The sequence below is a fragment of the Kitasatospora sp. NEAU-69 genome, assembly GCF_057158765.1.
Genome location: NZ_JBWXUE010000010.1, coordinates 10482 through 36680 on the forward strand (window position 1 = coordinate 10482; position 26199 = coordinate 36680).

Consider the following 26199-nt stretch of genomic DNA (forward strand, 5'->3'; position numbering starts at 1 on the left):
AGCCCAGCCCATGTCCACGCCCGCCCAGCCCGTGTCACCGCAGCCGACCTTCGACCGCCTGGCGGCCGAACTGGACACCCTGCCACGGCAGATCGCCGAGACATGGCAGGTCGCCGGCGTCGCCCTCGACGTCCGGGCGGGCGAACCGGCCCTGCTGGACGAGCTGCTGCGCTACTTCGGCTCCCACGTGCGCCAAGGGTCCACCACAGAGCCGCAGTTGACCGTCACCCTGGGCGCCGACGACACCCTGGCCGGCACCCTGGACGAGCTCTGGGCCGAGCCCACGCCGCCGCAGCGAGCCGTGATCTCCTACTGCACCACGGAGAAGGGCACCTACCCGATCGAGATCCGCCGCACCGGTGAGCGCGTCGTCGTGCGGGCGGTCAAGACACCGGTGTGGCTGGTCGCCGACCCCGCCTGGACCCGGCTGCACTTCGTCGTCCCCACCGCTTACCTGCGCAAGCCCACCGTGCACAAGGACATCGCGCTGCTGATCCTGCACATCGTCCAGCGCGGCCTGGAGGCCCAGGGGCAGCTCCAGCTCCACGCCTCCGCCGTCGTCGTCGACGGCCGGGCCGTGCTCTTCAGCGGACCCAAGCGCGCCGGCAAGACCACCTGCTTCCTGGACGCCGTCCTGCGCACCGGCGCGGCCCCGCTTTCGGTCGACAAGGTGCACCTGCGCCACGACGCCGCCACCGGCCAGTGGACGGTCCTCGGCATCCCGACCCGGCTGCGAGTGCTCGCCGGGACGCTGAGCAAGTACCCCGGCAGCTGGGACCGGTTCATCCCCGAGGAGTACCGCGACGCTGACGCCGAGCGGCTGTGGCGCGGCGAGAGCGACTCCAAGGTGGCCGTCCCCACCGCCTACCTGGCCGAGTCCACCGGCCACCCGTTCATCACCGAGGCGCCACTGGCCGCGATCGTGCTGCCGAAGGTGGCCCGCGGCCTGAGCCCCGCGCTGCGCGCGCTCGACGCCGCCGAGGCCGCCGAGCTCCTCACGCCCAACCTGTTCACCCCCGACAACCCGGAGGAGGACTGGTGGTCCGGCATCGGGGCCGAGCTGGCGGACGAGATGCGCGCCAGGTCGGCCCGGTTCGCGGCGGGCATCGCCGACCAGGTCCCCGTGCTGCGCCTGGAGGGCGCCGAGCGGATCGACCAGCTGATCGCCGAGGTCGCCGACCGGGTGCGGGCCGAGCGTCTCGTCCGGGTGGCCGTGGGGAGCCTGTCGTGAGCCGGGTCCTGGTCCTGGGCGGCACCCGGTTCGTGGGCCGCGCGATCGTCGAGGCACTGCTCGCCGAGCACGAGGTGACCGTCGCCAACCGCGGCAGCAACCCGCTCTGGGACGAGCGGATCCACCAGATCGTCGCCGACCGCACCGATCCGGCGCAGGCCCGCGCCGCGCTCGCCGGCGAGTACGACGCGGTGGTCGACGTCTCCGGCACCGAGCCGCAGCGGATCGAGGCGGTGCTGGGCAGCCGGGCGGTGGACTCCGCCGCCCGGTACGTCTTCGTCAGCTCCGCCTCGGTCTACCAACCGGCCGCCGCCACACCGCCGTTCACCGAGACCGATCCGGCCGGCGGCGACCCGGCCTGGGCCGGCTACGGCCGGGCCAAGGCCGGCTGCGAGGAGCTGCTGCACAGCCGGGTCCCCGGCGAACTCACCGTGCTGCGCCCGCCGTACATCTACGGGCCGCACAACACCGAGGAGCGGGAGAACTTCGTCTGGGCCCGGCTGCGGGCCGGGCAGCCGATCTTCGTGCCCGGCGACGGCAGCCGGCGGATCCAGTTCTGCCACGCGGAGGCGCTCGGCGAGATCGTCGCCGCCGCGGTCGGCGGCGCGCTGCCGGCCGGCACGTACAACACCGGCGAAGCGCGCTCCTACAGCTTCACCGAGTGGATCGAGACGGCCGCCGCGGTGGCCGGGCTCGCACCGCGGCTGGAGTTCGTCGCCGACCGGGAGATTCCGGCACGCGAGTACTTCCCGTTCCGCGACCTCGAACTGACGCTGGACACCAGCCGGTTGACCGCCGCCTGGCCCGGCCGGCCGATCGATCTGGCGACTGGCCTGGCCGGGACGCTGGCCTGGGCCGACCGGCACGCCGCGATCGCCGACCGGCCCACCGCCCGCGAGCTGTCCTGGCGAAAGCCGGCACCGTGACCGGCGCACCAGTGACCGCCGAGCGGGCGACCGACGACCTGGCCAGGGCCGCCACCGCCGCCCTGCAGCCGTTCGACCTGCGCCCCGCGGTGGTCGAGCAGGTCACCGCGCAGGTGCGCGCGCGGCTCGCCGGACCCGGGCCGCAGCCCGACGAACCGACCGTCCACCAGACCGCCTATGACGTGCTCTTCTCCGCACCCGACCTGCGCAGGGAGGCCGGTTATGCCCACCCGATGGACGAGATCGGCTGACGTCGTGGTGATCGGGCTGGGCATCACCGGCGGCCCGGTCTGCGAGGAACTGCTGGCCAGTGGCGCCCGGGTACTGGTCCTGGACCGCGGCGAGATCTGGGACCCGCACACCCGCGAACTGCCCCCCGAGCGCGAGGCCGTGGTCGACCGCGCGCTCACCCTGGACCGCGCCCAGGACCACGTGCTGCTGCGCACCGGCACCGGCGAGCAGGCCGTCCGCAAGTGGTGGGCGCCGAAGCTGGCCGGCGGTGGCTCGCTGCTCTGGTACGGGCAGCTCTCCCGGTTCCGCCCCAGCGACCTGCGGATGGGCAGCCTGCTCGGCGACCTGGCCGGCGGCTTCGACGAGGTCCGCGACTGGCCGATGGACTTCGCCGAACTCTCGCGCCACTACGACACGGTCCAGCACCGACTGCGCCCCTACGGCTGCGAGTACGGCTACACCGCCGAGGAGTACCGGCGACTCGACGGCGCCGGCTACCGCACCCGGCCCACCCCCAGCCACCTTGAGGCACTGCTGGTGGACCGGCTCCGGGCGGCGGGCCGCTCGGCCTTCGTCGGCCAGACCTGCCTCGGCGGCCGCGCCTTCGACCTCTGCCCGCTGCCGCCTGTCGCTCCGGAGCCCGGCGCTCAGGAGCCTGGTACCCAGGAGCCCGGTACCCAGGCGCCGGGCGAGCGGCGCAAACCCCTGCTCGCCCGGCCCAACTGGTACACCACGATGTACCGCCGGCTCGCCGACGCACCCCGGGCCGACCTGGTCGGCAACAGCTACGCGACCCGGCTGCTGGTCGAGCACGGCGCCGTGCGCGGCGTCGAGTACCTGACGGACGGCCAGTTGTGCCGGGTGCGGGCCGACACTGTCGTCCTGGCCTGCGGCGCGCTGGAGACCGTCCGGATCCTGCTCAGCTCCGACCTCCCCAACCGCAACGGGCTGCTGGGCCGCCGGTTCACCTTCACCCTGGAGCGCACCGGCTACCTGATCACCGACGTCCCGCGCGGCCCCGAGCTGGCCGACCGCCTGGCCGGCCTGTACGGGAGCGTGGTCCTCAAGGACGACTACGAGCTCGACGGCGTCCCCGGCCTGCGCAAGGGCGGCAAGTTCGCCCTCTACGACGGCTACGTCGCCGAGGCGCCGTCCCGCCACGTCCGGAACCTGAAGCTCACCGGCGCTCCGCTCGCCGACTTCCTGCGAATGGAGCGCGAGCGTTACGTCGTCAAGGCCAGCTTCAAGGGCGAGTCGCTCCCCTCACCGGCGAAGTACGTCTCGCTCAGCAGCCGGCGCAACGCCTACGGCTGCCCCGTCCCGGTGGTCAACTACGCCCCGCACCCGGTCGATTCGCTGCTCCAGGAGCACGTGACCGGACTCTACCGGGAGCTGGCCCGCATGATCGGCGCGACCGGGGCGGTCATCCACCCCGCCCCCACCGGCGCCGACCTGGTCTCCGCCCACCACCACGGCGGCGCCGTCTTCGGCGACGACCCCACCGACGCGGTCCTCGACCCGGACTGCGAGTGCTACGAGGCCCGGGGCCTGTTCGTCGCGGACAGCGCCTTCATGCCCACCTCCGGCGCCACCAACTCCTCCCTCACCGCGATGGCGAACGCCTCCCGCGTCGGCGCCCTGGTCGCCGCCCGCTTCCCGGCCGCCGCCACCACGTGAGCCGAACGCCCGCCCGCTACACCTGTGCCTCTGCCTCCGCCCGCCCGCGCAGCAGCTTCTTGTCCGGCTTGCCGGCGTCGGTGAGCGGCAGCGCGTCGGTGAAGGTGATCCGGGCCGGCACGTACATCGTGCCGCGCTCCTCGCGCACCATCTCCCGCAGCTCCCGCTCGTCCACGCTGGCGCCCGGCGCGGCCACCACCACCGCGTGCACCTGCTCCATCCGGTCGGCGTCGCGGACCCCGAAGACGGCGGACTGCAGCACCTGGGGGTGGGTGTTGAGCACGTCCTCCAGCTCGGTGGTGTACACGTGGCCACCCACCACGATGATCATGTCCTTCAGCCGGTCGACGACGGTCAGGTAGCCGTCCTCGTCGAAGCGGCCCAGGTCACCGGTGTGCAGCCAGCCGTCCCGCAGCACCTCGGCGGTGAGCTCCGGCTGCTTCCAGTAGCCCTGCATCACGCCGTCCGAGCGCACGCAGATCTCGCCGAGCCCGCCGACCGGCACCGCCTGCCCGTTCTCGTCGCGGATCTCCACCTCCACCCCGTCCAGCACCTTGCCGGCCGAGCGCAGCCGGTCCAGCCGCTCGGGGTCGTGGTCGGCGGCGGCCAGCGTGCTGATGCCGCCGGCCTCGTTCTGGCCGTAGAACTGGAAGAGCACCGGGCCCAGCCGCCGCAGTGCGTCCACCAGCCGGGTGGGGGAGGCCTGGCAGCCGCCGTAGATCAGGGTGCGCAGGCTGGTGGTGTCGGTGTGCGCCGAGTCCGGGTGGTCCAGCAGCTGGTACAGCATCGGCGGCAGCAGGAACGTCCGGGTGATCCGCTCGCGCTCGATGGCGGCGAGCACCTCGGCGGCGTCGAAGTCCTCTAGCAGGACGACCGCTCCGCCGTCGACCAGCGTGTGGTCGGTCAGGTGACCGGCGGCGTGCGCCAGGGTGGTGCAGACGAGCTGACGCTCCACTGGAGAGGTTTCCAGCTCGGTGGTCTCCTCCAGCCCGCGGCGGAACGCGATCCCCTGGCCGAAGGTGCTGCAGATCCCCTTGGGATGGCCGGTGGTGCCGCCCGTGTGGCGGATGGTCACGATGTCCTCGGGCCGGGCCAGGCTCGCCACCGGTTCGGCCGGCTCCCGCGCGGCCAGCTCCAGCAGGTCGTCGCCCACCTTCGCCGCGCCCAGCGCCAGGACGACGGGCACCGGGACGAGCGCCACGAGCTCCGCGGCCCGCTCGCCCAGGGCCGGGTCGAGGATCAGCGCCGCGGTCTCGACATCCGCCACGATCGTGGCCTGCACCTCCACCGAGAGCTTGTTGTACAGGTGGTTGACCGTGCAGCCGATCAGGTTGGCCGCGTACCGCGCGGCTATCGTCTCGGGCAGGTTCCCACTCAGCAGCGTCACGGTCGACCCGCGCCCCAGCCCCTGCGCGAGCAGCACCCGGGCCATCCGGTGGACGAGGTCGCGCAGCTCCCCGGCGCTCAGGCGCCGGTCCTGGTGGACCACGGCCTCGCGCTGCGGCCACCGGGTGAGCGCGTCGAGGATCTCCTCCACGTAACTGCGGAACTGCTGGTCATCGCCTGACATGGCAGCTGGTCCCTTCTACGGCCGGCGCGCGGATCACGCGCCCTACCGACCGCTCGGTAGGTCCTTGTCGGCGGCCGTCTCCGACGATCCGCCGAACCGGGCCGGGGTGCCGTACCGCACCCCGCCCCCACGGGCTGGTTGCCCAAGGCAACCATACATACGGTAATCGCTCACTCACTCGCGATCAAGCCATTTGTGACCAGCCGATTACGCCAGGTTGCGCCCGTGTGAACCGCTGCGGCAGAACCCCGCGAAGGGGCCGCCCTGTCGAAGGATCATCCGAAGATCACTGGTCAGGCCCATGTCACCGCGCAGGCGCGGGGTGGCGTGCCTGGTGCCTGCGCGGGTAGGCGGCACCGTCCTCGCCGATGGCTTGATCTGGTGCCCCGGACGGTCGGGTGCGGAGAAACCTAGAAGACGTACTCCCACCAGCCGAAGACCAGCAGCACCGCCTTCTTCGCGGCGCACCCGGTGCGGTGCCCGGCCAGTCGGAAGCCGCCGCCGGCGAGCAGGAGCAGGGCGATCGAGGCGGCGGGCAGCGCGGCGCCGACCGTGGGGGAGACGAGCCAGGCGGCCAGGCCGGTCGCGGCGAGCACCAGGCAGCCGGCGAAGAGGATGTCGCGCAGCACGCGGCGCCAGGGCACGGGGCGGGTGTCGGGGGCCTCGATGTCGGCCTGGACGGTGAGGTGCCGTGAGGTGCCGCAGAATTTCTGGTCGATCATTCGGTGTCCTTTTTCGGCGGGTGGGGCCGGGGAATTCCCCCGGCCCCACCCGGTATTCCAGACCGGCTGTCAGCGGAAGAAGTTCTTCAGCCAGCCCCCGATTCGTCCGCCCCAGCTACTCCTCGGGGCATTGTAAAGGAGTGGTGTGGAGCCGCCGCCCATACGGGCTTTCGCGCCCCACTTGGCCGCGGCGCCGCGGCCGAAACCGGTGGCGCAGCCGCGGCCCCAGAGCGCGCCGCAGGCGGCTCCCTTGACGATCGAGCTCGCGGTGGACGGCGCCCATTTGCCGACGCCCTGGCGCCGCTCGGCCTTGGTCGAGACCGCGTAGTGCCCGGCCATGCCGCCGGCGAACAGCGAGGCCCCGCCGACCAGCACCATCGCACCGCCGCAGGCCACCGAGGCGACGCACAGGCCGGCCCCGGTCGCGGCCAGTGCGCCGACTCCCATGTTGACCGCCTTGTGCTTCCAGTTGCGGCCCCAGTCCTGCTTGACCGAATTCGCCTTGGCCTTCGCGGAATTCCAGGTCTTCTTGCACCAGCCGCAACTGACCCGGCCGTCCAGGTCGTAGTTGTCGAGCGGATCGGCGAAGGTGTATTCGTACGGTCCGGCGTTTCCGCCGGCCACCGGATCGACCGTCAGGAATCGCCCGGTCCCGGTGTCGTACAGCCGCACTCCCATCAGTACCGCGCCGCCCAGTGCCTCGGCCGAGCGCTGCTTTCCGCCGAGCCAGCCGTAGCGCGTTCCCTGGCTCGCCTGATCCGGTATCCCGAATTCGTCGAATTCGGTCAGCAGCGGCTTCGTCAGGCCCGGGTCGGTGCTGAGGACGACGCTGCCGAACAGGTCGGTGAGCTGCAGCCGGACCTCGCCGCCCTGCCCGGCGGTGGCTGCGAGGTCGCCGTCGGGACCGGAGACGTTGCGGGTCCACCGGCCCGAGGCGGTGTCCTCCACTACCCAGCGCACCTCGTCGGACTCGTCGCCGTAGTGGTTCAGGCGGCCGGCGGTGTCGGTCCACTGGCCGTCCGGGCGGCGGGTGGCGAGCGTGAAGCCGGTGAAGCGGCCGGCCGGGTCGAGGGCCCAGCTCTGCCGGGCGTCGGCGCTCTCCTGGCCGGCGGCCAGGTCGTTGACCCAGTAGGTGTTCGTCAGTCCCGAGGGCGTCCTGGTGGTGCGGCCGAACGAGTCGTACTGGTAGCCGGGATCGGTGATCCGGTCGGCGGCGTCGTAACCGTGGTTCTCGACGGCGGCGTTGGCGCTCGCGGTGCAGCTGCCGTCGGCGGCCGTCGCGGTCGCCTTGGTCAGCCGGTTGTAGTGCTGGTCGTAGGAGTAGCTCCTGGTGGTGCAGCCGCTCGCGGTGCTGCTCTGCTCGGCCTGGATGAGCCGCCCGAGGCGGTCGTAGCGGTAGGCCTTGGTCCCGCCGCCGGTGGTGCTCGCGGCCAGCTGGCGCTGGGTCGAGTACACGTTGGCCTGGGACCACAGGGTCACGCCGTCCGAGGCCCGGCTGTAGCTGCGGCCGGTCGCTTTGCCGGTCGCGTCCAGGGTGTCCTTGCGGACGATCCCGCCGGGGTAGGTCTGCTCGACCAGCTGGCCGTCCGGCCCGTACCGCGCGGTGTACTCGCCGGTCGTGCTGTCCCGCACCGAGGTGAGCAGGCCGCGCGGCTCCTTGGCCCGGTCGTAGCCGTAGCTGGTGGAACCGGTCGGGTCGCTCACCTTGGTCGGCTTGCCGTAGCGGTCGTACTCGGTCGTGGTGCTCGCTCCGTTGCCGTCGGTGTAGGAGATCACGCGGCCGAGCGCGTCGCGGACCAGGGTGAGCGAGGTGCCGCCGGCCGTGGTTCGGACCGCCGCGCCGGTGCGCGGGTCGTACTCGGTGACGGTCTTGGGCAGGGCCCGGCCCTCGTCGCCGGTGGTCTCGCTGCCCGTCACCCGGCCGATCGCGTCGCGCTCGGTGACGGTGCGCCGGCTCTTGCCCGCATTGCGCTCCAGCACCTCGGCGACGCCGCCGTCGCGGGCGTACCGGACGACCTGGCGGGTCGCCAGCGTGTTCGGCATCCGCGTGGTGTCGGCGCCGGCGACCGGGCCGCCGGGCGAGGTCAGGCAGGGCTGCCCGGCCCACTCCGGATGGCCGCCGCACTGCGGGTCGGCCGTGCTCGCCCCCGCCGTGTAGTAACTGCTGCGCACCGTGCGGGGATCGGACTCGGTGGCGCCGGGCGGCCGGTTCTCCTCGGTGCGGCCCGCGGCGTCGAAACGGGTGGTGGTGGTGAGCTTGGCGCCGAGCGCGTCGGTGGTCACCGAGGTGGGCGTGCGCAGGACCCAGCCGGGGGTGCCGCCGATCGGCGTGTCGTAGCCGTTCCTGGTGACCCGCAGCTCCACGTCGTCCGCGTAGCCGTCGAGCCGGGCGCCGTCGGTGCTGGTGGTGAGCAGGTGGTAGGCCCGGCCGTCCGGCTTGCCCTCGTCGTAGGTGTTGGTGTTGTGGTCCCGGGCCAGGACCGAAGCCCCCTGGGGGAGTGAGGGGTTGACGGTCGTCTTGGTCAACGTCAGCGTGTCGAGGCCGGCTTGGAAGTACGGTGCGGCGGCGGCCGGGTTGCTGCCGGTGACTGTCATGGTCAGCCGGTGCTCCCCGCGGGAGAGCGCGACGGGTCGCCCCGCCGCCCAGGGGGCCGTGGTGACACTGGAGTTGTAGCCGTCGAAGGTGCCGGCCAGGTCGGTGCCGTCGAGCGTGAACCGCACGATGCCGTAGTCCGCGGCCTTGGTCAGCCGCGCCGAGAGCAGGTAGTCGCCCTCCTCGGGCACGGTCACCTGGAAGGTGGCGCTGTCACCGGCCTTCTTGCCGGCCAGCATGATCTGCGCGCCGCCGGACCAGCCGCCGTTGCCGACCCAACTGGTGTCGCCGCGCTGGACGTTCAGCACCGCGGTCGAGCCCAGCTGGGGCAGTGCCTCACCCTCGGCGATCACCTGCGCCGGTGTGCTGGCGCCGGTCACCGCCTCGGCGAGGACGGCGCGGTAGAGCGGCCCGATCGTCTCGGTGACGTCCACCCCGTCCGGCGAGTAGGCGGTGCGGGAGTCCAGCAGCCGGGCCCGCGCCGCGGAGTCGGCCGGCAGGCCGAGTTCGGCGGCGAAGCGGTCGGTGTCGGGGTGGGTGCCGAGCGCGATGGACCGGTTGGCGGATTCCAGCACCCGGACCACGTGCCCGAAGCGGTCGTACTCCTTGGTGTCGATGTCACCGCCCGCGGTGATCGAGGGGGTGGCGGTGTTGACCTCGTTGCCGGAGGCGTTGAGGTAGTGCACGGTGGCCGGCCGGTAGCCGTCGGGGCCGGGGGCGGTGGCGGAGGCGGTGTGCGTGCCGGGGTCGTCCTCCGGTCCGAAGACGGCGGTCGCGTCGGTCGGCGCGTCGCTCTGCGCCCACTTGGCGGCCTCGGGGCCGGAGAGCTCGTACGGGCCGCCGGCGCCGCGGGTCAGCGGCACCTCGTAGACGACCCGGGTCGCGGTCTCGCCGTCCACCTGGTCCTTGCTGCCCGGCGCCAGGCCGGCGCGGCGGACCTTCAGCAGCCGGCCCGGGTCCTGGTCGGCGGCGGCCTTGCCGTAGTCGAGGTCCCACGGGAGCTCGCCCGCCGGCCCGATCCGGGTGACCCGCCCGGCCTCGTCGTAGCCGTACGTGGTCGTCAGAGGGGTGGCCAGGCGCGGGTCCCAGACCTGCGCCAGGCGCCCGCGCTCGTCGTACGCGTAGCGGGCGACCTCGACGGCCTCCTGCTTGCCGGTGTCGGGGTTCCACGACCAGACCTTCACCGCGCGCACCCGGTCGGTGAAGTCACCGGGGGTGCCGGGGACGGCGGTGGTGGCGCTCGCGTAGTCGTAGTCGAGCACGTCGCAGCCGCGCGGCAGCGGGTCGACCGAGCAGTGGTTGGCGTCGTCGATGCCGGGCTCGACCGGCGCGATGACCCGCTTGACCAGCGCCCGCCCGTCCACCGCCTGGTAGGAGTAGCGGGTGGTGGAGCCGGCCTCGGGGCCGGTCTCGCTGATCGCCTGGTAGACGTCGGAGCCGGGCTGGGTGGCGAAGACGGTCGCGCTGCCGTCCAGGTCGGAGAGCGTGAAGGTGGCGCCGTTGGTGAGCACCTGCCACTTCTGGGTGGCCCCGCCCCAGCAGCCCCAGACCGAGGCGCCGCGGTACATGTCCAGGCAGGTGTTCGACTGGCCGTTGACGACCGCGCCGTCCGCCCGCACGTCCCACTTCTGGTTGTTGCCGCCCCAGCAGTCGTAGAGGATCAGCGCGGTGCCGTCCGCGGTGCCGGGGGCGTCCAGGCACTTGCCGAGCGCGCGCAGCGTCTGGTTGTCCCCGCGGGTCCACTGCTGCGCGGTGCTGCCGTTGCAGAGCGCGGGCTGAAGGGTGACGCCGTTGCGGGCGTCACCGGCCGGCACCTCCAGGCACTGGCCGGCGGAGTTGACGATCGGTCCGCCGGTCGCGCCGGTGGCCTTCAGCGCCAGGTGCTCGGCGCCGGGCTCGGGGAAGAACGCGCCGTCGGTGCCCTTGGCGAAGGTGACGACGGAGTCGTCGTTCAGCTTGATCTCGGCGAGGTCGCTCTGCGGGAAGGAGAGCGAGCGGTAGTCCGAGCCGCTGCCGGCGTCCGGGCCGCCGGCCCACTGCGGGCCGAACGGCGCGAGGAGCTCCTTCAGCGACAGGTCGTCGAAGTAGACCTCCTTGCCGGAGCCGGCCGGGAAGCCGTTGTAGAGCCGGAACCAGGCCTCGGTGGCGTCCTTGGGCACGGTCAGCTCGACCGAGAGCTGCTGCCAGGCGTCGGTGAAGCCGGCCTTCGGGGAGGCCACCTCGCCGTAGCTGCCGCCGCTCTTGTAGACGCCGACCAGCCGCAGGCCGCGGTTCGGCAGCGCGCTGGTGTCCAGTCCGCTGGCGCCCGGCACGTAGATCCAGCCGGTGAGCCGGTAGGTGTGCCCGGGCTTCATGCCCTGGCCCAGCGTGTACTCGGGGCCCAGCGCCGCGAACGAGTCCCAGCCGCTCGCGGCCGGGGTGACCAGCAGCGAGTCGGTGGAGTTGTCGTGGCCGCGCGCGGTGGAGCGGGCCAGCGTCGCCTGGCCGGCGGTGAAGCCGGCCAGGTCGGTGGAGACCTGGCGCTGGTTCGCGGTCAGCCGCTCGCCCTGCGGCTGCCAGCCGCGGTCGGCGCCGCGCGAGGAGGCGCTGCGGGTGACCGACATGCCGGCCGCGCTCGCGTCGGTCGCGGTGGTGGAGAAGTCGCCGGTGAGCAGGTTGACCGAGCCGGGGCCGGCGGCGGCGCCGGCCGCGCCGTCCGCGTTGCGGTCCACCGTCATGGTGTTCCAGCCGGTCGGGTAGCCGCCGCCGGAGCCGTCCTCCGGGTAGAGCACGGCGCGGACCTGGACCACGCCGCCGCTCTGGCCGAGCGTGTCGACGACCGTCCAGTTGGCGAACGGGCCGAGCTCGGCGAGGCGCGGCCGGGCGTCGGTGACGGGCGTGTTGTCGGCCTTGGTGAGGTTGGCGGCCGGCACGTTGTACTCGGTCGCGCCGGGGCCGCGGCGGTACTGGTAGACCACCCGCTTGAAGTCGCTCTGGGCGTCCACCGAGAGCTTGACCCGCTTGGCGACCTGCGCGCCCTCGGCCGGGGAGCTGAGGCCTGCCCGGCCGACCTGGAACGCGTAGCCGGTCGGCTCGGAGAGGTTCCCGGCCCGGTCCTTCGCCTGCACCTTGAGCACCCGGTGGCCGTCGGCCGAGGGGGTGATGGTGACCGAGGTGGCCGCGGTCGCGGTCACCGTGACCGGCGCGCCGCCGTCCGTCGTGTAGACGTAGCCGACCAGGTCGCCGCTGTCGCCGCCCGGGGTGAAGGTGAACGCGCCGCCCTGGCCGGCCGCGCCGTGCCACAGTCCGTCGGCGGGGTAGGCGGCCGAGGTCACGAACGGGGCACCGGGCTTGACGGTGTCCGCGACCAGCGTGGTGGCCTGGCTCCAGCCCGAGTAGTCGGTGCCGTCCCAGAGCCGGGCGAAGACCGAGTAGGAGACGCCCTCGTCGAGCCGGGCGAGCCCGAAGTCGGCCGGGGTCGCCTTCAGGTACGTGCCGCTCGGGCCCTCACGGTAGACGCTCTTGACGAACGAACCGGCGCGCCACAGATCGATGTTGGCGCCGACCTGGCCGCCGTCCGGGTCACTGGCGAGCACCGAGAAGGTGGGGGTGGCCGAGGTGGTGTAGCGGGGGTTGCCCTGCTGCGCGGGCAGCACGTCCACCGGGGTGGGGGTGGCCGGCACGGTGTTGTAGGTGACCGAGAGGAACGGGGGCGCGTTGCCCTCGGCCGAGCTGAACTTCTTCCACGTGTACGAGTCGTTCTCGTCCACCGCCTTGATGCCGAGCGCGTACTGGGCCGCGCTCATGCCGGCCCAGTCCCGGACCAGGTTGGTGACATCGGCCTTGACCCAGGCGCTGCCGTCCGGGTTCGCGCACTGGTGGGTGTCGGCGGTGTCGATGTCACGGGTCTCGTCGGAGACGGCGTAACGGCTGATCAGCCCGGGCTGGTTGCTCCACCGGCTGCCGGTGGAGGCGTACTGCGCGGCCCAGACCTCCCACTGCTTGGGCAGGCAGTACGAGGAGTGGAAGTTCCACAGGTTGAGGCTGGCGCTGAGCACGTGCTTGCCGTTGAACGCGGCGCCGGGAAAGTGCAGGAACGACCTGGCCTTGACCGAACCGCCGTTGTACGTACCGAGCTTGAGCTCGGTGGCGGCGGACTGGTCGGAGTTGGTGTCGCTCTGCACGAAGGTGTCGAAGCTCGCGCCGAGGTCCACCACCGGGTCCACGGTGACCGGGTACTGCGTCTTCGGGTCGGCCAGGAAGCCGGCGTCCGGGGTGAACACCAGCTCCGCGTCCGCGCCTTGGCCGCGCAGCTCCATGGTGACCGGGCCGCGGTGCAGGTGCTCGCCCGAGGGCGGATCGACCGCGGCGTCCCACATCACCGGCGCCGGGATCCGCCCGACGCTGCGCCCGGCTGCCGGGTCGATCAGCTCGATCGCGCCGTCGTCCTTGCGGGAGACCTCGAGGCCCTTGGTGTCCAGCGGGATCGCGATGGTGCCCGCCTGGCTGACGGCGCTGCGGTCCTTGACCACCAGGAACTGCTCGAAGCCGGTGCGGGTGGCCTGCAGGACCAGGTCCACGCCCGGGCGGGCGTCCACGTAGGTGGCGGTGCTGCCGTCGAGCTTCGGCTTGGGCAGCCGGCCCAGCCAGCCGAGCTCGATCCGGTGGCCGTCGTCGCCGAGCTGCACCAGGGGGCGTTCGGCCGGGGGAGCGGCCGCCGGGGCGTCAGCCGCCAGCAGCGGGCGGGCCAGTGCCCGGGCGGCGCGGGTGGGGGCCGGGTCGGTCGCGGGAGCCGGGGCCGGGGCCGGGGCCGGATCCCCGACCTTCACCGCGGCGTCGCCGGCCTCGAACACCAGGCCCTCGGGGTGCGCCTTGGGCGCGATCTTCCCGTCCGGCCGCTCGACCAGCGTGGTGTCCACCGGCACCCAGCCCTCGCCGGCCCGCATCCGGATCGGCCCGGTGGCACGCTCGGCGGTCATCGTCCCGTTCGGGTTCGCCCAGACCGTGACGTTCTCGGTGCGCTCCCCGGCGACCTCCACCCGGTGGCCCTGGAGCCGTGCCGCGAGCAGGGCCGACGAGGCGTCAGGCGCCTCCACGGTCGGCGATGCCGGGGCTGCCGGGGCTGCCGGGGCCGTCGCGGGTGCGGCCGTGGCCTGCTGGGCCGGCAGCGCACCGAGTGTGACGCCGGCCTCCAGCGCCAGGGTCAGGGTCAGCGCCCCGGCTATCCGGCGCGCGTGACGCAGTGTGCGGGCCCCGCCGGCTGTCGCCGGCGAGGCCCGGAACGGTCGAAGCATCGAGCTTCTCCTATGGTCAATCAAAGTCAAGGTAGTGATCAGGTAAAGATCCTCATCAATCTCTCATTAAAGAAAAGGCAAAGTGATCGTCAAGAGATGCGATGAGCTTTCGATCTGATCTCGAATCGGCAACGGAGGGCGGCTGTTCGTCAGATATTGCCGGATACGTCCGATATGACTGAGTGGCAGTCCCGCGCCGGGACCGGCTCTGCCGCTGCCGGCTACCTACGGATGACAGATGCCTCCGGCCTGCCGCCCGCCTAACGTCCTCGGTACACCAGTGATCCGGCGCCGCAACGGCACCCGCAGACGGAGGGGACACCATGTTCTTCGAGACCCACGACGGCACCCGGCTCGCCTACGAGGACCACGGGACCGGCGAGCCGATCGTCCCCTCGCGCGGCATGGCAGCGACCGGGCGGCACGCGTGGTGTTCCTCGCCGCGATCCTGCCGTTCACGAAGCTGACCGACGACAGCCGTGAGGCGCTGCGCCGGGTCACCGTGCCGGCGCTCGTCGTGCACGGCGCCGCCGACTTCTCCGCCCCGATCGACGTCACCGGCCGCCGCACCGCCGAACTGCTCCCCGGCTGCACCTACCGGGAGTACCCCACCGGCGGCCACGGCCTGTACGTCAGCCACGCCACCGAGCTCAACAACGACATCCTCGCGTTCCTGAAGGCCTGATGAACGAAGGAGGCCTCACCAGGCGTCCGTGACGTAGTCGATGGTCTGCATCATGCCGAGGTCTTCGTGGTGGAGCTGATGGCAGTGGGCGAGGGCGCGGCCGGTGAAGTGCCGGTACTCGACGAGGAAGGTGGCGGACTGGCCGGGTGTGCCGCCGGCCAGTCCGACGGTGTCGTGCCAGACGGGCGGGTCCAGCCGTCGGCCGTTCCGGTGGGTGAGGAGGAACTGGTTGGTGTGGAGGTGGAAGGGGTGGTCGAACGCCGGCATGGTCTCGTCGGTGCGCACGGTCCAGCGTTCGACGGTGCCGAGGCGCAGGGTGTGGTTGGTGTAGTCGGGGTCGAACAGGCCGTAAGCCGGGTCGCGGGTGGGATCGCCGCCGGGGTCGGCCGCGGGGGTCGCGTTGCTGCCCAGCATGCGGAAGGCGTTGGGGAAGGCACCGGCGAAGACGCCGGGGTCGGCGTGGAAGACGACCTGCCGGTCGGCGGCGGGGTTGACGATGTCCTTCTCGTCGAGGAACGGCCGGCCCGGCGGCAGGAGGGCGGGCAGCCCCATGGGCGGTTCGACGGGCGGGCCCGTCACCTCGATCGTCATCAGCGGTCCGGGGACCGCTTCGGCCCGGAGTTCGTACCTGCCGGGCCGAGCACCCCGGACCAGGAGGTCGGCGCGGTTGCCCATGGCCAGCTCCACCAGCTCCCGCTCCACCGGTGCGCCGAAGGTGACACCGTCCTGCGCGATCTGGTGCACCGTCATGGTGCCGCCGTTCCCGGTGACCGTGAGCCGCAGGGCGGTGAATGCGGTGGCGGCCACCAGCCTCCAGCGCTGGACCTCGCCCGGGCGCAGCGTGAGGGTGGGATTGACCGTGCCGTTGACGGTGAAGGTGGACGGGACGCCCGTCATCCAGTTGCCCGAGGTGAACGCGGGGACCCGGCCGTCCTTGAGCTTGAGTTCGTTCACGCAGAGGACGACGTCGGCGGCCGCCTTGATCTCCGGGACCTCGTCGACATCGCCTTCGATGATGATCACACCGGTCATGCCGCCGACGATCTGCTCGGCGGTGGCTCCGTGCAGGTGCGGGTGGTACCAGTAGGTGCCGGCGGGGTGGTCGGCCGGGACGTGGATGGTCGTCGTGTACCGCGGTTCCGCGGCGCCGGCCGCGGCCTCGTCGGCGGTGCGCGGCGCGAACTCGCGCAGGACGTTGTCGGCGTTGCCGGAGGGGGAGACGTGCATCCCGTGGGTGTGCAGGTTGAAGCTGTTGGGGTGGTGCGGCGTGTTGTGGCCGCCCTGATGGGGTGGGTTGGGCGGCAGGCCGTTGACCTGGATCAGCCGTAGCGTGTCCCCGCCACGCAGGCGCAGGGTCGGCCCCGGGATCGCCCCGTTGTAGGTGCGCGTGGTGGCAGGGCCGTAGCCCGGGATGGAGACGCCCGTGAAGCGGACGTCGAGTCTCTGGTCGAGAACCGGCGAGGCCGAGCCCGGCACCGGCCGCGCGACCGCCACGGCCGGTTGCGGAAACGGTGCGGACATCGGCACCGCGTGCCACCCGGCCGGGCTCCCGCCGCGCGTCGCCGCGAGACCGGCGACGGGGATGGCCTTGAGCACCGATCGACGGCGGATTCCGCCGTTTTCTCCCATGAGCCTGCAATCCGGATCGACTCGGCCTGGGCTGCGCGGAAGGCACACCGCCCGGCAGTGGAACGGTCAGTTCGCGCGCGGGGCGAAGACGCCGAAGGTGGCGCCCTGCGGGTCGCGGATGACGGCGAGACGGGGACCGTTCTCCATCTCGACGTCCACGGGGCCGTGCATCACGTCGGCGCCGAGACCGGCCGCCTCGGTGGCGGTCGCATCCACATCTGTGACCAGGAAGAACGGGTTCCAGTGCGAGGGGATCTCGGGCGGGAACATCTCGCCCATCTGCATCACTCCGCCGAACATGGTGTCCGACATGCCGACCATCGGGTACACGTCGTTCGGCCGGACCTGCCAGCCGAGCGCCTGCTGGTAGAAGCCCACCGCGGCGGCGACGTCCCGGGTCGACAGGTCGATCCAGCCGAGGGCGCCGGGCTCCTCCGCGACGCCGAAGCCGCTGAACGTCTCTGCCTCCCACAGGGCGAACGGCGCGCCGGTCGGGTCGCTCAGCAGTGCCCAGCGGCCCTTGTCGCCGATGTTCATCGGCCCCATCCACACCTGGGCGCCCGCACCCTTGGCGGTATCGGCCGCGGCGTCGACGCCCGAGGTGGCGAAGGAGAGCAGCCACATGACGGGCTGCTGCGGATTCATCAGCGGGGCCACGGCCGCGGCGGGCTTGCCACCGAGCGAGAAGGTCGTGTAGCCGCCGTACTGGGGATCCGGGTCGGTCTCGGCGGTCCAGCCGAAGAGCCGACCGTAGAACTGCTGGGCCGCCCGAGGATCACTCGCGCTCAGCTGCGCCCAACACGGAGCACCCGGGAGGTTTCCGATCACCTTCAACGCAGTTCCTCGTCTCGTCCGTGCGAAGGGGTAGGGCTCCCATCCAATCCCCGCCCGGGGGCGGTTGCCACTCGACACACCAGAGTGTGCTCGGGCGGTCCCGCCGAGGGACCTCACCGAGCCGCCGCGCCCGCGTGCGGGGGCCGTAACCGTGCGGTGGAGGTGAGCGTCACCGGCGCGCAACAGCGGGTTCCTAGCGTGCTCCTGTGGCGGGGAGGTCCCGTCGGTGACGACGAGGGGGGCCGCTGCGTGCCAGAGCTGCGGACGGCGGCCGAGCAGGTCCGTACGGTGTGCTCGTACTGCGGTGTGGGCTGCGGCATCGTGCTGGAGGTGGCGCCCGCGGGCACCGGGCGCCCCGGCGTGGTGCGGGTGAGCGGGGACCAGGCGCATCCGGCGAACGCGGGCCGGCTCTGCACCAAGGGCGCGACCAGCGCCGAGCTGTTCGCGGCCCCGGGCCGGCTGGACCGCGCCCTGGTGCGCGCCGGGCGCGGCGCCGCCCCGCAGCCGGCGGCGCTCGGCGAGGCCGTCGCAGCCGCGGGGCGCGGGCTGCGCGCGATCCTGGACGAGCACGGCCCGGACGCCGTGGCCTTCTACGTCTCGGGGCAGATGTCACTGGAGGCGCAGTACCTGGCGAACAAGCTGGCCAAGGGCTTCGTCGGCACCAGCAGGATCGAGTCCAACTCGCGGTTGTGCATGGCCAGCGCGGGCAGCGGCTACAAGCTCTCCCTGGGCGCGGACGGGCCGCCCGGCTCCTACCGGGACTTCGACGAGGCCGATCTCTTCCTCGTCATCGGCTCCAACATGGCCGACTGCCACCCGATCCTCTTCCTGCGCCTGCTGGAGCGCCGCAAGGCCGGGGCGAAGCTGATCGTGGTGGACCCCCGGCGCAGCGCCACCGCCGACAAGGCGGACCTCTTCCTGCAGATCAGACCGGGCACCGATCTCGCGCTGCTCAACGGCCTGCTGCACCTGCTGGTCGAGAACGGCGACATCGACGAGGAGTTCATCGCCGAACACACCGACGGCTGGGAGCAGTTGCCGCCCTTCCTGGCGGACTACCCGCCCGCGAAGGTCGCCGAGGTGACCGGCATCCCCGAGGCGGACATCCGCCGGGCCGCCGAGTGGATCGGCGCCGCCGGTGAGTGGATGAGCTGCTGGACGATGGGGCTGAACCAGTCCACGCACGGCACCTGGAACACCAACGCCCTGATCAACCTGCACCTGGCGACCGGCGCTATCTGCCGCCCGGGCAGCGGCCCCTTCTCACTGACCGGCCAGCCCAACGCCATGGGTGGCCGGGAGATGGGCTACATGGGCCCCGGTCTGCCCGGCCAGCGGTCCGCGCTGGAGGCCGAAGACCGCGCGTTCACCGAGGAGTTGTGGGGCCTGCGGCCGGGCACCCTGCGCGCGGAGTCCGGCCGGGGCACGGTGGAGCTGTTCGAGCGGATGGCCGCCGGGGAGATCAAGGCCTGCTGGATCATCTGCACCAACCCGGTGGCCTCGGTCGCCAACCGCAAGACCGTGATCGAGGGCCTGGAAGCGGCCGAACTCGTGATCACCCAGGACGTGTTCGCCGAGACCGAGACCAACCGGTACGCGGACATCGTGCTGCCGGCCGCGCTGTGGGCCGAGGCCGAGGGGGTGATGGTCAACTCCGAGCGCAACCTGACGCTGAGCCGCCGCGCCGTCGAGCCGCCGGGCGAGGCCCTGGCGGACTGGCAGCTCATCGCGCGGGTCGCCCGGGCGATGGGTTTCGCGGAGGGCTTCGGGCACGGCAGCGCCGAGGAGGTCTTCGAGGAGCTCAAGCGCGCCTGGAACCCCAAGACCGGCTGGGACCTGCGCGGGGTGGACTACCGGCGGCTGCGCGAGGAGCCCGTGCAGTGGCCGTGCGCCGATCCGGCCGGCCCCGCGCGCAATCCCGTCCGCTACCTCAACGACGGTGTCAGCCAGGCCCTGCTGGTGCGCCCCGACGGCACCCGGCCCCGGCTGGCCTTCCCGACCGCCGACGGGCGCGCGGCCTTCTTCGCCCGCCCGCACCTGCCGGCCGCCGAACTGCCCGACGACGACTACCCGTTCGTCCTCAACACCGGCCGGCTGCCGCACCAGTGGCACACCCTGACCAAGACCGGCAAGGTCGCCAAGCTCGGCAGGCTCAACCCGGGCCCGTTCGTCGAGCTGCACCCGCAGGACGCGCACGCGCTCGGGGTGGCGGAGGCGGACCAGGTGGCGGTGGCCTCGCGGCGCGGGCGCGCCGTCCTGCCCGCCCGGATCAGCGACCGGGTGCGGCCGGGGGAGTGCTTCGCGCCGTTCCACTGGAACGACCTGTTCGGCGAGTACCTCAGCGTCAACGCGGTGACCAGCGACGCCGTGGACCCGATCTCCTTCCAGCCCGAGTTCAAGGCCTGCGCGGTGGCGCTGGCGAAGGTCGCACCCGTGACCGTGACCACGGCCGTCGGGACGACGACACCGGTGCCCGACGCCGAGGCTGAGGCTGACGTCCGCACTCCGCTGGCCGCGCTGGCGCGGCTGTGGGGTGTCGAGAGCGCGCCGCCGGCCCTGGCGGACCACGAGCGCGGCTATCTGGCCGGCTTCCTGTCCGGATTGGCCTCCGCGCCACCGCCGTTCGGCACGGTCCCGGTGCTGCCACGCACGGCACCGCTGGACGGCGACCACGCCCGGTGGGCCGACGGCGTGCTGGCGGGACTGTTCTCGCGCGCCACCGTACGCGCGGCCGCCGAGCCCCCGGCCTCGGCGCCGGCCCCGGCCACTCGCGAGGTCGTGGTCCTGTGGGCCTCGCAGACCGGCAACGCGGAGGAGGTCGCCGCCGGCATCCACGACCGGCTGACCCGGGCCGGCCGGCCGGTCTCCCTGCGCAGCATGGCCGACGCCGCTTCGGCGGACCTGCCCCACCGCGCCGATCTGCTCATCGTCACCAGCACCTACGGCGACGGCGAGGCCCCCGACAACGGCGCCGAGTTCTGGCGGCGGCTCACCGCCGACCCGCCCCTCGACCTGCGGGACGTGCGCTTCGGCGTGCTGGCGCTGGGCGACTCCAGCTATGACGACTTCTGCGGCCACGGCCGACGCCTGGACGAGCGGCTGGCCGAACTCGGCGCGCAGCGCCTGCTGCCGCGCGTGGACTGCGAACCCGGCAGCCACGAGCAGGAGGCCGAGCGCTGGCTCGAACAGATCCTCGCCCTCCCCGCCGACCCCGTCCCCGCCGACCCCGACGCCGCCGACCCGCAGGCGCCAGCGTCCGCGCCCGCGCCATCGGCGCCGCTCGCCTCGTCGGCGTCGGCCCGCCCCACCCGTGCGCCCGTCACCGCCCGGCTGACCGGCAACCGGCTGCTCAGCCTGCCCGGCGCCACCAAGGAGGTGCGGATGTTCACCTTCGACACCGGCGGCGCCCTCGCCTACCAGGCCGGCGACGCGCTCGGCGTCCAGCCGCTCAACTGCCCGGAGCTGGTCGCCGAGTGGCTGGACGCCACGGCGCTGGACCCCGCCACCGAGGTGGCCCTGGCGGGCGGGCGAACGGTCGCGCTGCGCGAGGCGCTGCTCCGACACCTGGACATCACCCGGATCACCCCCGCCCTGCTGCGCCTCGCTGCCGAGCGCACCGCCGACCGCGAGCTACGCCGCTTGCTGCGCCCCGACAACAAGGGCGAGCTGGCGAAGTGGACCTGGGGCCGGCAGGCCGTCGACCTGGTCGGCGAGTACTCCCTCGCGCTCGGCGCCCAGGAGTGGGCCGACCTGCTCAAGGGCCTGCAGCCGCGGCTGTACTCGATCTCCTCCAGCCCGCTGGTGCACCCGGGCGATCCCCGGATCACCGTCTCGGTCCTGCGCTACGACGGCCCCCGCGGCCAGCGGCGCAAGGGGGTGGCCTCGACCTACCTGGCCGACCGCGCGCCCGGCGGTGAGGTGTCGGTGTTCGTCCAGCGCTCGGCGCACTTCCGGGTGCCCGCCGACCCGGCCGCCCCCGTGATCATGATCGGGCCCGGGACCGGGGTTGCGCCCTTCCTCGGCTTCCTCCAGGAGCGCCGCGCGCTGGGCCACCCCGGCCGCAACTGGCTCTTCTTCGGCGAGCAGCGCCGCAGCACCGACTTCTACTACCGGGAGGAGCTGGAGGAGTTCCACCGTCAGGGTGTGCTGACCCGGCTGGACCTGGCGTTCTCCCGCGACCAGCGGGCCAAGGTCTACGTGCAGGACCGGATGCGCGAGCACGGCGCCCGGCTGTGGTCCTGGCTCCAGGACGGCGCGCACATCTACGTCTGCGGCGACGCCAACCGGATGGCCAAGGACGTCCAGCAGACCCTGTGCGACCTCGCCGCCGCCCACGGCGGCCTGAGCCCGCAGGACGCCCGTGGCTACGTCGAGCAGCTCGCCACCGACCGGCGCTACCTCAGGGACGTGTACTGAAAGAGCGTCTCAAGTTGAACGTCTCGCGGTACGTGCGTGGCGGTACCCCGACGTGTGCCTTGAACAGGGTCCGGAAGTTGGCCGGCGTGCCCAGGCCGCAGCGCCGTGCGACGGCTTCGACCGTCAGGTCGCTCGACTCCAGGAGTTCCCGTGCGAGGCCGAGTCGTGCGTCGAGCAGCCAACTCATGGGCGGCCGGCCGGTGTCGGAGTGGAAGCGACGGATGAGGGTGCGGCGGGACAGGCCGGCCTGGTGCGCCAACTGGTCGACGGTGAGCGGCTCGTGCAGGTGACGCAGGGCCCACGCGTACACGGGCGCCGTTGCGCCGGAGGCGTTCGCGGCCACCGGCAGGTCGGCGAACTGGGCCTGGCCGCCGGTGCGGTGTGGGGCGGTGACCAGGAGGCGGGCCCGCTGGTTCGCCAGGCGGGCGCCGTGGTCGCGGCGGATCAGGTGCAGGCACAGGTCGAGGCCCGCGGCGACGCCGCCTGAGGTCAGCACCTGGCCTTCATCGATGTACAGCTCCTGCGGCTGCACCGTCACCTGCGGGTACTGGCCGGCCAGCGCGGCGGCGTAGCGCCAGTGCGTGGTGGCCCGGCGGCCGTCGAGCAGGCCGGCGGCGGCGAGGGCGAACGCCCCCGAGCAGATGGACACCATCCGGCTGCCGCGGGCCGCCGCCCGTGCGAGCGCGGCGATGACCGCGGCGGAGGGTGGGTCGGGCTCCAGGTACCCGGGGACGATCACGGTGTCCGCGGTCTGAAGGGCGTCCAGCCCGTCGGCGACGGACAACGCCGGGCCGCCGTGCATCGGCACCAGGCCGGGCCGTTCCGCGCACACCGTCATCGAGTACGGCCCGTCCGGCCAGCTTCCGAAGACCTGCAACGGAATCCCGATGTCGAGCGCGAGGACGTTCTCGAGCGCCACCACGACCACGTGGTGGCTGCCGCCGGAGGTGTGGGCTCCCATGGCACGATCCTATCGCTGCATGGCACACGTGCCACTGACTCTCTCGCTCCGTGCGCGCCTACGGTCGTTTCATGACCGTGCGCACCACCACCACCGCACACGAAGAGAGAGCTGCCGTGACCACTGACGCACCCCTGCCCGTCTTCGAGCGGCTCGGCCTCCCAAACACGGGCCTGTCGCGGGACGCCTACGCCTATGTGGAGAGGGCCACAGCCGACTTCGTCTTCTTCCACAGCCTCCGCAGCTACGTCTTCGCCCGCGCCCATGCCCGGCAGCAGGGTCTGCGCGCAGGTGCCGACTACGACGACGAACTGCTGCTCCTCAGCTGCGTCCTGCACGACATCGGGCTCAGCGAGGAGGGCAACGGCGACCAGCGTTTCGAGGTCGACGGTGCCGACACCGCGGCGGCGTTCCTGCGCGAACGCGGTGTCGAGGAGCGGCGTATCGCCATTGCCTGGGACGCCATCGCGCTGCACACCTCGGACGGCATCGCCGGGCGCAAGGGCGCGGAGGTGCGGCTGGCGCAGGCGGGCATCGGCACCGACATCCTCGGGGTCCGGCGCGAGAGCCTCCCGGCCGGCCTCGCCGACGAAGTGCACGCCCTGCTCCCCCGCATGGACCTCGGCTACGCGCTGAGCGACGCGATCGTCACCCAGGCCGAATCCAAGCCGCAGAAGGCATCTCCACTGACCTTCCCGGGAGCACTGCTGCGCCACCATCTACCGTACGGCGCTCAGCCCACCTGGTACGACCTGCTCGCCGTGGCGGGCTGGGGCGACAAGCCCGTCGGCGCCGTCGCCCGGCGCCGTGCGCAGACGCCCGAGCAAGTGGGGGCCATGTTCATGGAGTACCTGGAGGCGGGTGACGTCGAGGGCCTGGTGTCGCTGTACGAGCCGCGCGCGCATGTCGTCCCCACCCCCGGAGTTCCCACCCCCGGAACCCACCTGGTGGGCACCGAGGCCATCCGGAAGGCCCTGCAACAGCTGATCGACAGCGGCGCCCGCCTCAAGCTCGAGCCGCGCGAGATCCGACAGGTGGACGACATCGCCCTGGTGTCGAACACCGCCACCCTGACGGGCGCCGGCCCCGCACCGGTGATCTCCACGACGACGGAGGTCCTCCGACGCCAGCCGGACGGCGGCTGGGTCCTCGTCGTGGACGACCCGTTCTTCAGCTGACCGCCCGCACCCCCGCCATCAGGTGACGGCAGAACCGGTCAGACACTCACGAACCGACCTCGCAGAGCGTCCGCGGCGACGGCCGGAGCCGGCGCCAGGGCCTGGTCGTAGCGACGCAGGGCCAAGCGGGTGACGGCGGCGTGCGTCCCCACCGGTTCGCTCAGCAGATCGCCCGCGGCCTGGGCGGCGCGGCGGGCGAAGAAGCCCGGCGCCAGCAGATAGCTCGCCACGGCGACCTGACGGCAGCCCGCCGCCCGCAGGCGCGCGACGGCCTCGGCGGGGGTCGGCGAACTCGCCGAGAGGTAGGCGGGGACCACCGTGACCCGGAGCCTGCGCTGCAGCAGTGCGGCCATCCGCGTGGTGTCGGCGTTGGCGGCGGGGTCGCTGGATCCCGCCGCGGCGAGCACGACGGCCTGCTCGGCGCGGCCCCGGCCGGTGGCGGCGCGCTGCCAGCCGGCCTGGGTGAGCCGGTCCGCCAGCGCGGCGGCCAGCAGCGGGTCGGGCCCCAGCGCGGGCGTCACGCTCACCCGCAGGTGGGGAGCGGCCGCGAGGGCGAGCGGGATGTCCACCCGGACGTGGTGGCCCGCGCTCAGCAGCAGCGGGACCACGACCACATCGCCGCGCAGCCCGGCCAGCGCGTCGTCCAGGGAGGGGCGGGCGATGTCGAGATGGGCGAGGTGCACGCGCAGCCGCGGCCGCCGGGCGCGCAGCCGGTCCGCCAGGGCGGCGTACGTGCGGACGCCGTCCGGGTCCCGGGTGCCGTGGGCGACCAGCAGCAGCGTCGCCCGCGGCCCGGCGCCGGCAAGGCCCGGCGTCCCGCCCTGGGCCACGCCCGGCGTCACGTCCGGGGCCACGTCCGGAGCCACGCCCGGCGTCACGTCCGGCGTCCCGTCCGGAGTCACGCCCGGCGTCACGTGGTGACCGCGAGTCGGTAGCCGCGTCTGGGCACGGTGTGCACCAGCCCAGCGTAAGCGCCCAGCGCGCCACGCAGCCGGGCGACGGCCGCCTCGACCGCGTGCTCGTCGGCGCCGCCCGCCCACACCCGGCGCAGCAGCTCGGAACGGCTGAGCACCCGGCCCGGCCGCTCCGCCAGCGCCCGCAGCAGCGCGGCCTGGACCGGGGAGAGCCACATGCACGCGTCGGCGACCAGCACCGCGCTGCCCTGGAGCACCAACCGGTGCTCGCCGAAGAGCAGTTCGCGGTTGCCTTCGGGGAGCTTCTGGACGATGGTGCGCACCAGCGAGCCGAGCCGACCCCGGTCCGGGCAGGCCGGCCGGATGCCGTGCTCCTCCAGCGGGCGCGCGCACACCGGCCCGACGCAGACCGCGAGCACGCCGTGCTCGGTGCCCTGGCGCAGGGCGTCCAGTACCTCGCGGTGCAGGCCGAGCGTCTCGGCGGCGTCGAGGAAGCCGGTGATGGCGGGGGCGCTGGTGAAGGCGATCGCCTGCACCTCGCGGCGCACGCTCTGTTCGACCAGACGGCGTACGGCGTCCGGGTCCTGGGGTGGGCCCCAGCGGTAGACGGGCACGGCGATCACCTCCGCGCCGCGTTCGCGCAGCGCCGCGATGAAGCCGTCCAGTGGCGCGCCGTGTTCCTGCACCGCAATCCGCCGGCCGCGCAGCTCGCGGGCGAGCAGCCAGGTGAGCAGCTCGTCGTTGGCCTCGGTGAGCGGCGAGAACGCCTCGCTCAGCCCGCTGGCCCGCACCGCGCCGGTCGCCTTGGGGCCGCGGCTGACGACCACCGCGTCGCGGCACACGTCAGCGAGCCGGCGTCCGAGCCCCCAGCCGTCGGCCGCGCTCATCCAGCCGCGCCAGCCGACCCCGGTGGTCGCGACGACGTAGTCCAGCGGCGCGACCAGGCAGCGGGCGGTGGCCTGGCGCAGCGCGGTGTCGTCGTCGAGCGGGACGATCCGCACGGTCGGCGCCTCGACGACGCGGGCGCCGCGACGCGTGAGCAGCGCGACGAGTTCGTCGCGGCGCCGGGCCGCGGTCACCCCGACCGTGAACCCGGTGAGCGGGGCGCGGTCGGTGTCGGGCTCGGGGTGGGGTCCCGCTGACGGTGGAGTTGCCATGCTGCGAGGTTGCGGCAGCCGCGTTTCGTGGCTGTTGCACGCCGGTCACGTGGTCGTAAGCGGGAGTACCCCATTGATGACGCCAGATGTCGCCACGGTCACCCCGCCCCTGGCGAGGTGTGAGCGGGCCGTACCTCCCGGGCAACACGGCCGACCCCGTCCGGAAACCGCGCCCGGCCAATCTCGACATCGTCACCGACAC

Annotated in this window: 15 protein-coding genes; 7 read left to right on the forward strand and 8 right to left on the reverse strand. The window is 73.1% G+C overall.

Annotation, left to right across the window (positions count from 1 at the left end; all coding sequences use genetic code 11):
• Positions 1-10 precede the first annotated feature (10 nt).
• The 4 genes from AC060L_RS13585 to AC060L_RS13600 are packed head-to-tail and all read left to right on the forward strand — an operon-like array spanning position 11 to position 4065.
• A complete protein-coding gene (locus tag AC060L_RS13585) occupies positions 11-1231 on the forward strand; it encodes a hypothetical protein (protein WP_483798954.1) in 1221 nt (406 codons plus the stop codon).
• Positions 1228-2157, forward strand: a complete 930-nt coding sequence (locus AC060L_RS13590) for an NAD-dependent epimerase/dehydratase family protein (RefSeq protein WP_483798955.1) — start codon at positions 1228-1230, stop codon at positions 2155-2157. Before AC060L_RS13585 ends, AC060L_RS13590 begins: the two co-directional genes overlap by 4 nt.
• Positions 2154-2408, forward strand: a complete 255-nt coding sequence (locus AC060L_RS13595; protein ID WP_483798956.1) for a hypothetical protein — start codon at positions 2154-2156, stop codon at positions 2406-2408. Before AC060L_RS13590 ends, AC060L_RS13595 begins: the two co-directional genes overlap by 4 nt.
• A complete protein-coding gene (locus AC060L_RS13600) occupies positions 2380-4065 on the forward strand; it encodes a GMC oxidoreductase (RefSeq protein ID WP_483798957.1) in 1686 nt (561 codons plus the stop codon). The genes AC060L_RS13595 and AC060L_RS13600 overlap by 29 nt, the downstream gene beginning before the upstream one ends.
• Positions 4066-4081: 16 nt before the next feature.
• Here AC060L_RS13600 and AC060L_RS13605 read toward each other — a convergent pair whose 3' ends face one another.
• From AC060L_RS13605 to AC060L_RS13615, 3 genes are all read right to left on the reverse strand, one after another.
• Positions 4082-5635: an AMP-binding protein gene (locus AC060L_RS13605; RefSeq protein ID WP_483798958.1), complete on the reverse strand. Its 1554-nt coding sequence runs from the start codon at positions 5633-5635 to the stop codon at positions 4082-4084.
• Positions 5636-6045: 410 nt separating this feature from the next.
• A complete protein-coding gene (locus AC060L_RS13610) occupies positions 6046-6357 on the reverse strand; it encodes a hypothetical protein (protein ID WP_483798959.1) in 312 nt (103 codons plus the stop codon).
• 69 nt (positions 6358-6426) lie between these two features.
• The gene (locus AC060L_RS13615) at positions 6427-14223 is read right to left on the reverse strand and encodes a DNRLRE domain-containing protein (RefSeq protein WP_483798960.1); all 7797 of its coding nucleotides are present in this window, start codon (positions 14221-14223) and stop codon (positions 6427-6429) included.
• Between the two features lie 427 nt (positions 14224-14650).
• Here AC060L_RS13615 and AC060L_RS13620 point away from each other — a divergent pair, with 427 nt between their 5' ends.
• Positions 14651-14908, forward strand: coding sequence for an alpha/beta fold hydrolase (locus AC060L_RS13620; protein ID WP_483798961.1), 258 nt, complete (start codon positions 14651-14653; stop codon positions 14906-14908).
• Between the two features lie 15 nt (positions 14909-14923).
• Here the strand turns inward: AC060L_RS13620 and AC060L_RS13625 are convergent, their stop codons facing one another.
• Together AC060L_RS13625 and AC060L_RS13630 are read right to left on the reverse strand one after the other, a co-directional pair.
• A complete protein-coding gene (locus AC060L_RS13625) occupies positions 14924-16429 on the reverse strand; it encodes a multicopper oxidase family protein (protein WP_483798962.1) in 1506 nt (501 codons plus the stop codon).
• A gap of 174 nt (positions 16430-16603) precedes the next feature.
• Positions 16604-17365 (reverse strand): VOC family protein, encoded by a 762-nt coding sequence (locus AC060L_RS13630; protein ID WP_483798963.1) that lies wholly within the window; start codon positions 17363-17365, stop codon positions 16604-16606.
• 255 nt (positions 17366-17620) lie between these two features.
• On the opposite strand from AC060L_RS13630, the gene AC060L_RS13635 reads away from it, so the two are divergent.
• Complete coding sequence (locus tag AC060L_RS13635; RefSeq protein ID WP_483798964.1) at positions 17621-21787, forward strand: bifunctional nitrate reductase/sulfite reductase flavoprotein subunit alpha; 4167 nt, start codon at positions 17621-17623, stop codon at positions 21785-21787.
• Here AC060L_RS13635 and AC060L_RS13640 read toward each other — a convergent pair.
• On the reverse strand, positions 21771-22748 hold the full coding sequence (locus AC060L_RS13640; protein WP_483798965.1) for a GlxA family transcriptional regulator: 978 nt from the start codon (positions 22746-22748) through the stop codon (positions 21771-21773). The two genes, AC060L_RS13635 and AC060L_RS13640, sit on opposite strands and share 17 nt — an antisense overlap.
• Positions 22749-22819: 71 nt before the next feature.
• Here AC060L_RS13640 and AC060L_RS13645 point away from each other — a divergent pair, with 71 nt between their 5' ends.
• Positions 22820-23926, forward strand: coding sequence for a nuclear transport factor 2 family protein (locus AC060L_RS13645; protein ID WP_483798966.1), 1107 nt, complete (start codon positions 22820-22822; stop codon positions 23924-23926).
• Between the two features lie 38 nt (positions 23927-23964).
• On the opposite strand, the gene AC060L_RS13650 is transcribed toward AC060L_RS13645, so the two are convergent.
• Positions 23965-24840, reverse strand: coding sequence for a sirohydrochlorin chelatase (locus AC060L_RS13650; RefSeq protein ID WP_483798967.1), 876 nt, complete (start codon positions 24838-24840; stop codon positions 23965-23967).
• Positions 24837-25997, reverse strand: coding sequence for a uroporphyrinogen-III synthase (locus AC060L_RS13655; protein ID WP_483798968.1), 1161 nt, complete (start codon positions 25995-25997; stop codon positions 24837-24839). The genes AC060L_RS13650 and AC060L_RS13655 overlap by 4 nt, the downstream gene beginning before the upstream one ends.
• Between the last annotated feature and the right edge of the window lie 202 nt (positions 25998-26199).